This is a genomic window from Streptomyces sp. NPDC001222, from assembly GCF_042896945.1.
GTDB lineage: Bacteria > Actinomycetota > Actinomycetes > Streptomycetales > Streptomycetaceae > Streptomyces > Streptomyces gibsoniae.
This window is the reverse complement of sequence record NZ_JBIAXT010000005.1, coordinates 190818-197471: the sequence shown is the minus strand read 5'-3', so window position 1 is coordinate 197471 and position 6654 is coordinate 190818. Positions and strand designations below refer to the sequence as shown.

The following is a 6654-nucleotide window of genomic DNA, read 5'->3' as shown; positions in this document are numbered from 1 at the left end:
CCGCCCCGGCGGCGTGACCGGCGAGGTTCTGGGCGACGCCCCGGCGGCGTGACCGGCGAGGTTCTGGGCGACGCCCCGGCGGCGTGACCGGCGAGGTTCTGGGCGACGCCCCGGCGGCGTGACCGGCGAGGCACCGGGCCGAGACCCGGCAGTGTGACGGCAGTGTGACGGAAGAGGCACCGGAAGCCCGACCGGAGAGCGTTACCCTGGGCCCATGCTTCCGATGCTCGTTCGACGCCGACACGTGGACTACGTGCGCGTCACGAGCATGGGCTGTCGGCGCTCTGCCTGACCCAGCCCCGATCTCTGCGTTTTTCCCGCGCATCTGCGCGCGCTGCCACGCCTCTACGCCCTTTCCACCCGGCACCCGGGCACCGCCGACACCCCAGGCGGCCGTCCGGGCCCCGTACACCCCGCGGACGCACCCATGACCCACACGGCCACCACCCCGTCGTACGAGACCTCCCGGCGACAGCTCCCGATCATCGACCTCTCCGCGGCCGACCGCGGCCCCGAGGCCCGGGCGCTGTTCCACGCGCAGCTCCACAGCGCCGCTCACGACGTGGGCTTCTTCCAGCTCGTCGGGCACGGCATCACCCAGGCCGAGACCGATGCCCTGCTCGGCGCCATGCGGGCCTTCTTCGCACTGCCCGAAGCGGACCGCCTCGCCCTCGACAACGTCAACTCGCCCCACTTCCGCGGCTACACCCGCATCGGCGACGAGCGCACCGCCGGTGCCCGCGACTGGCGCGACCAGCTCGACATAGGCGCGGAACGCCCCGCCCACGTGCCCGGACCGGGCGAAGCTCCCTACTGGTGGCTCCAGGGCCCCAACCAGTGGCCCGCGGCCCTGCCCGAGCTGCGCACGGCGGCCCTCGCCTGGATCGACCGGCTCAGCGGGGTCGCCCAGCGGCTGCTGCACGAGCTGCTCGCCGCGATCGGCGCGGACCCCGCCTTCTACGACTCCGTCTTCGGCGACCGCGCCCACCCCCACCTGAAGTTCGTCCGCTACCCGGGCAGCGCGGGTGACGGCGCCGACCAGGGCGTCGGGGCGCACAAGGACTACGGCTTCCTCACCCTGCTGCTGCAGGACCGGGTCGGCGGGCTCCAGGTGCAGCGCGAGGACGGGCTCTTCCACGACGTGCCGCCGCTGGACGGGGCGTTCGTGGTCAACCTGGGCGAACTGCTGGAGGTGGCCACCAACGGCTATCTGCTGGCCACCAACCACCGGGTCGTCAGCCCGCCCGGTGCCACCGAGCGGTTCTCCGTGCCGTTCTTCTACAACCCGCGCCTGGACGCCCGGGTCGAGCCGCTGCTGTTCCCGGGCGCCTCGACCGCGCCCGGCATCACCGCCGACCCGGCCAACCCGCTGTTCGCCGAGTACGGCTACAACGAGCTCAAGGGCAAGCTCCGGGCCCACCCCCGTACCGCCGAGCGCCACCACGCGGCGCTGCTCACACCGGCGTGACCCCGGCCGCCGGGACACCGGCGGCCGGGGGGTGACTCCCGTAGGCCTCAGCGGGTCATGTCCGCGTAGCCCTCGATGTCCTGGGGGCTGCGCGGCCCGGGGCCGACATAGCGGGCCGAGGGGCGCACCAGACGGCCCGTGCGCTTCTGCTCCAGGATGTGCGCCGACCAGCCGGCCGTCCGGGCGCAGGTGAACATCGAGGTGAACATGTGCGCCGGGACCTCGGCGAAGTCCAGGATGATGGCTGCCCAGAACTCCACGTTCGTGGCGAGGACACGGTCGGGACGGCGGCTGTGCAGCTCCTCCAGGGCCGCCTTCTCCAGCGCCTCCGCGATCTCGAAGCGCGGGGCGCCGAGCTCCCGGGCCGTGCGGCGCAGCACCCGCGCCCGCGGGTCCTCGGCGCGGTACACCCGGTGCCCGAAGCCCATCAGCCGCTCGCCCCGGTCCAGGGCCTGCTTCACATAGGCCTCCGCGTCCCCGGTCCGCTCGATCTCCTCGATCATGCCGAGCACACGGGAGGGCGCACCGCCGTGCAGCGGCCCGGACATGGCGCCCACGGCGCCCGAGAGCGCGGCCGCCACGTCCGCGCCCGTGGACGCGATCACCCGGGCCGTGAACGTGGAGGCGTTCATGCCGTGCTCGGCGGCCGACGTCCAGTAGGCGTCGACGGCCGCGACATGCTTGGGGTCCGGCTCGCCCCGCCAGCGGATCATGAACCGCTCGACGATGGAGTTCGCCTTGTCGATCTCGCGCTGCGGCACCATCGGCAGCCCCTGGCCACGGGCCGACTGGGCGACGTACGACAGCGCCATGACGGCCGCGCGGGCCAGGTCGTCGCGGGCCTGCTCCACGTCGATGTCCAGCAGCGGTTTCAGGCCCCAGACCGGGGCGAGCATGGCGAGCGCCGACTGCACGTCGACCCGGATGTCACCGGAGTGAACGGGGATCGGGAACGGCTCGGCGGGCGGCAGGCCGGGGTTGAAGGCCCCGTCGACCAGCAGCCCCCAGACATTGCCGAACGAGACGTGGCCGACCAGATCCTCGATGTCGACGCCCCGGTACCGCAGGGCACCGCCCTCCTTGTCGGGTTCGGCGATCTCCGTCTCGAACGCGACGACTCCTTCGAGCCCGGGTACGAAATCGGACATCAGGCGGCTCCTCGTGATGTGTGCGGCGGATGTGGTCGATGGGATTCCCGTCGGCCCCGTCCACGGCCCGCTGGGACGGACTCGGGCCGTGCACTTCGGTTGCGGGAAAGGGGTGGCCGTCCCGGTTCCACGGTCCTTCACGGTCGTATCCGAAGACTCGCGGTCCAAAACGGTCACTCCGGTGATGCCCCGCTCGGCAGGCGGTCACCCCATCCGAGCGGCACCAGCACGATATCCCCGAGTGTCACCTTTGGGGAGAGCATGCGGCACTCAGTGCCACGCAGTGATGAACCACACCCCCGTCGGGAGCCGTGCCCATGCGGCAAGATGACGGCGTGACCGACCGCCGCCCGGACGAACCGGCACCCGATCCCGCAGCTGAAGGCGGAGCCGAACCCCCCGCCCGGCCCTCCGCCGAGGCCCTCCGTGCCGCCGAGGCCGCCGCCGCGGCCGCGGACGCCGCGGAACCCGTCCTCGAACCCATCGTCGAACGCGCGGCCGAAGGCCCCGCCGAGGACCTGGCCCACAACCCCGCCGAGATGCGGGCGCACTACCGCGCCGAGGGGCTCGAGGAGTCCTCGCTCGCCGCCCACCCCATGGAGCAGTTCGCCCACTGGTTCAAGCAGGCCGCCCAGGCCGCCGTGGCCGGGATGATCTACGAGCCGAACGCGATGATCGTCTCCACGGCCGACGCGGACGGCCGCCTCAGCTCGCGCACGGTCCTCATGAAGCAGTACGACGCGGAGGGCTTCGTCTTCTACACCAACTACGACTCCCGCAAGGCCCGGGACCTCGCGGCGAACCCGCACATCTCGCTGCTCTTCCCCTGGCACCCCATGGCACGCCAGGTCATCGTCACCGGCACCGCGCACCGTACCGGCCGTGACGAGACCGCCGCCTACTTCCGCACCCGCCCCCACGGCTCCCAGCTGGGCGCCTGGGCCAGCGTCCAGTCCTCCGTGATCCCCACCCGGGCCGAGCTGGACACCGCCTACGAGGAGCTCAGCGCCCGCTACCCCGAGGGCTCCCAGGTCCCGGTCCCGCCGCACTGGGGCGGCTTCCGGATCGTCCCCGAGACCGTCGAGTTCTGGCAGGGCCGCGCGAACCGCCTCCACGACCGCCTCCGCTATGTCGCCCGGCCGGACGGCAGCTGGCGGGTGGAGCGGCTCAGCCCCTGATTCCGCCCCGAACGCAGACGACCCGCGAGCTCTGGTCCCTCCGCCTGAGGGCGGAGAAGCCGGCCGGACGTACCGGCGAGCTCGCGGGTCGGGTGACTGCGTTGGATTAGGCCGGCTGCACGTGTCTCGCACGCGCTGGTCCGGCACCGCACCGAGTGTGGTGACGGGCCACTAGCCCGCAGCCACCTCCGACGTCCGGTGTGCATACATGCTCCGAACCACCTCCTTTCTTCGGTGCTCCCCACCCTAAGAACCCCTTCGCCACCGATCAACAGCTTTTTTTCCGGAGCCCTTTCCCCGGGAGCTCCGCGGACGCACGTCCGCGGACCCGTCCGGGCCGGTGCAAGGATTTCCTCGAATCTTTCGCGAAGGGCATGTGGGCTGGGTCACGTTCCAGTTGAATGTGAGGAAGCGAGGGGACGAGCGCCGTACGTACGGACGCAGCAGCCTGCAGGGGGTTCAGGTGAGTGCTTCCCGGCGTAGGGGGACCACGGACGAGCTGGGGCCGGGCGAGCCCGAGCGGGACGGTTCCGATCTTCTGGCTGCCCTGCTGGACGGGATGGACGCGGCGTTGTGCGCCTTCGACGCCCAGGGGGTCGTCACCCACTGGAACCGCGAGGCCGAGCGGATTCTCGGCTGGTCCGCCGCCGAGGCCGTGGGGCGGCACGGGTTCGCCGGCTGGGCCGTGCGCAGCGCGGACGCCGCCGAGGTCGAGGCGTGGCTGATGTCCGCGATGCGGGCCACCGGGCGCCAGGTCCACGAGTTCGCGCTGCTCACCAAGGACGGCGGACGGGTCCTGGTGCGGACCCAGTCCGCGACGGTGCGGGGGCCCGACGGGAAGCCCGCCGGGGTCTACTGCGCCTTCAGCGAGGTCCATACGCAGATCGACCTGGAGCGGTCCATCGCGCTGAGCGAGGCCCTGTTCGAGGACGCGAGCTGGGGCGTGGTGCTGGTCGACGCGGATCTGCGCCCGGCCGTCGTCAACGCCCACGCCGCCCGGGCGCTCGGCATCGGCCGCACGGCCGTGCTGGGACGGCCGCTCGGGGACCTGCTGGCGCAGGGCGTCGAGGAGCTGGAGAGCGCGCTGACCCATGTGCTCGCCGAGGGCGCCCCGCCCGCGCCGGCCGAGATGTGGGTCAGCGTGCGCACCACCGACGGCGAGCGGCGGCGGTGCTGGCGCAGCGGCTTCGTACGGCTGGCCTCCCCACTCGCGGAAGAACCGGTTCCGCTGGGTGTGGGATGGCTGTTCCAGGACATCACCGAGGCCAGGCAGGCCGAGCAGGAGGCGGCCCTGCTGCGTTTCCGGGCCAACCAGCTGCACCGCGCCGCGCGGGCGGCCGCCGAGTGCGAGGACCCGATGGAGGCGGCCGTCGTCCATCTGGACTTCGCGCTCGCCGGATTCGCCGATCATGCGCTGGTCGACCGGGTGGCGGGCGGCCCGGTGACGGACGCGGAGGGTCCGATACGCCTGGTGCGGGCGGCCGAGACGCCGTCCGGGGCGCCCGGACCCAGCCTGCTCGCCGGAAAGGCCGGGCTGCCCGTCCGCTACAAGGAGGGCCATCCCGCCCTGCAGTGCGTGGAGCGCGCCGGATGCGTACGGGCCGGCGCGGGCTCCGCGGACCCGGAGCGGGCACGGGAGTGGGCACTCGCCCGGCAGTGGCCCGCGGACGCGGTGCACGCGCTGTGCGCGGTGCTCCGCAGCCGGGGCCGGACACTCGGCGTGGTGACGTTTCTGCGAGGCGCCGGGCGCACCCGGTTCGAGCGCGCCGACGCGGTGTACGGGGAGGACGTGGCGGTACGGATCGCCGCCGCGCTGGACCTGGCCGACCTGCTGGAGAAGACGCCCTAGCCCTGCTGGTAGAAGATCCGGTCGCGGTACTCCCGCAGGATCCGCCCGTTCCACTCGTGGCCGCCGTCGACGTTCCCCGACCTGAGCAGCGGCGGTTCGATGCCGCGCTCGGCCAGCGTGGCCGCGGCCGTGGCCATGACCGCCTGGAGCAGCGCCGTGGTGACGACGGTGGAGGCGGGGGCGAAGGGCGCGGGGATGGTGTCGAGGGTCAGCTCGGCGTCGCCCACCGCGATCTTCGAGTCGAGGACGAGATCGCAGTGGTCCCTGAGATACGTGCCCGAGGAGTGCCGCGACTTCGTCTCCGAGGCGTACGCCACCGAGGTCACCCCGATGACCTTGACCCCGCGGGCGCGGGCGGTCATGGCCATCTCCACCGGGAGCGCGTTGCGGCCGGACAGGGAGATGATCACCAGCAGGTCCCCGGAGCGGAGCGGGCTGGACTCGATCACCGCGCTCGCCAGGCCGTCGACCCGCTCCAGCGCGGAGCCCAGTGTGGCCGGCGTGACGTCGACGCCCACGACGCCGGGGACGGTGAGCAGGTTCATCAGGGCGAGGCCGCCCGCGCGGTAGACGAGGTCCTGCGCGGCCAGCGAGGAGTGCCCGGCGCCGAAGGCGAACAGCCGGCCGCCGGCGGCGACGGTGTCCGCGATCAGGTCGCCCGCCGCCGCGATCGGCTGCGCCTCCTCGTCCCGCGCCCGCCGCAGCAGCCCGATCGCCGCGTCGAAGAACCGCTCGGCCGGCGTGCCCCCGTCACCGGGCTCCCCGGCCCGCGCTTCCTCGCCTCTCGCCCGCTCGCTCATTCCAGGCGCCCCCTTCGCAGTCTTGGTCGATCGCCGGATCGACGGATCGACCCCGGCGGACGGCGCCCGGACGGCACACCGACCACGCACCGGCGCCCGTGACGGTCCGTGTCGCGGATCACGTTGCGGTCTGGACCAGTGGGATGTCAATACGGCGCTCGTGCGGACGAACGCGCCCTCGTACCCGTCGCCGGGGCCCGGTAACCCCCCG

At 73.0% G+C, this 6654-nt stretch carries 5 protein-coding genes; 3 read left to right on the top strand and 2 right to left on the bottom strand.

Annotated elements, in window-relative coordinates; translation table 11 throughout:
- The first annotated feature begins 427 nt into the window (after positions 1–427).
- Entirely contained in the window at positions 428–1468 is a 1041-nt protein-coding gene (locus ACFY2Z_RS10050; protein WP_390743692.1) for an isopenicillin N synthase family dioxygenase, read from the top strand.
- 47 nt (positions 1469–1515) lie between these two features.
- On the opposite strand, the gene ACFY2Z_RS10045 is transcribed toward ACFY2Z_RS10050, so the two are convergent.
- Positions 1516–2616 carry a citrate synthase 2 gene (locus ACFY2Z_RS10045; protein WP_390743691.1) on the bottom strand — a complete coding sequence of 367 codons (1101 nt, stop codon included), beginning with the start codon at positions 2614–2616 and terminating at the stop codon, positions 1516–1518.
- A 539-nt stretch (positions 2617–3155) separates the two neighbouring features.
- Here ACFY2Z_RS10045 and pdxH point away from each other — a divergent pair.
- Positions 3156–3794, top strand: coding sequence for a pyridoxamine 5'-phosphate oxidase (gene pdxH, locus ACFY2Z_RS10040; RefSeq protein ID WP_390743807.1), 639 nt, complete (start codon positions 3156–3158; stop codon positions 3792–3794).
- Positions 3795–4257: 463 nt separating this feature from the next.
- Positions 4258–5643, top strand: a complete 1386-nt coding sequence (locus tag ACFY2Z_RS10035; RefSeq protein WP_390743690.1) for a PAS domain-containing protein — start codon at positions 4258–4260, stop codon at positions 5641–5643.
- Here the strand turns inward: ACFY2Z_RS10035 and ACFY2Z_RS10030 are convergent.
- Entirely contained in the window at positions 5640–6443 is an 804-nt protein-coding gene (locus ACFY2Z_RS10030) for an SIS domain-containing protein (protein ID WP_390743689.1), read from the bottom strand. The two genes, ACFY2Z_RS10035 and ACFY2Z_RS10030, sit on opposite strands and share 4 nt — an antisense overlap.
- Positions 6444–6654 lie beyond the last annotated feature (211 nt).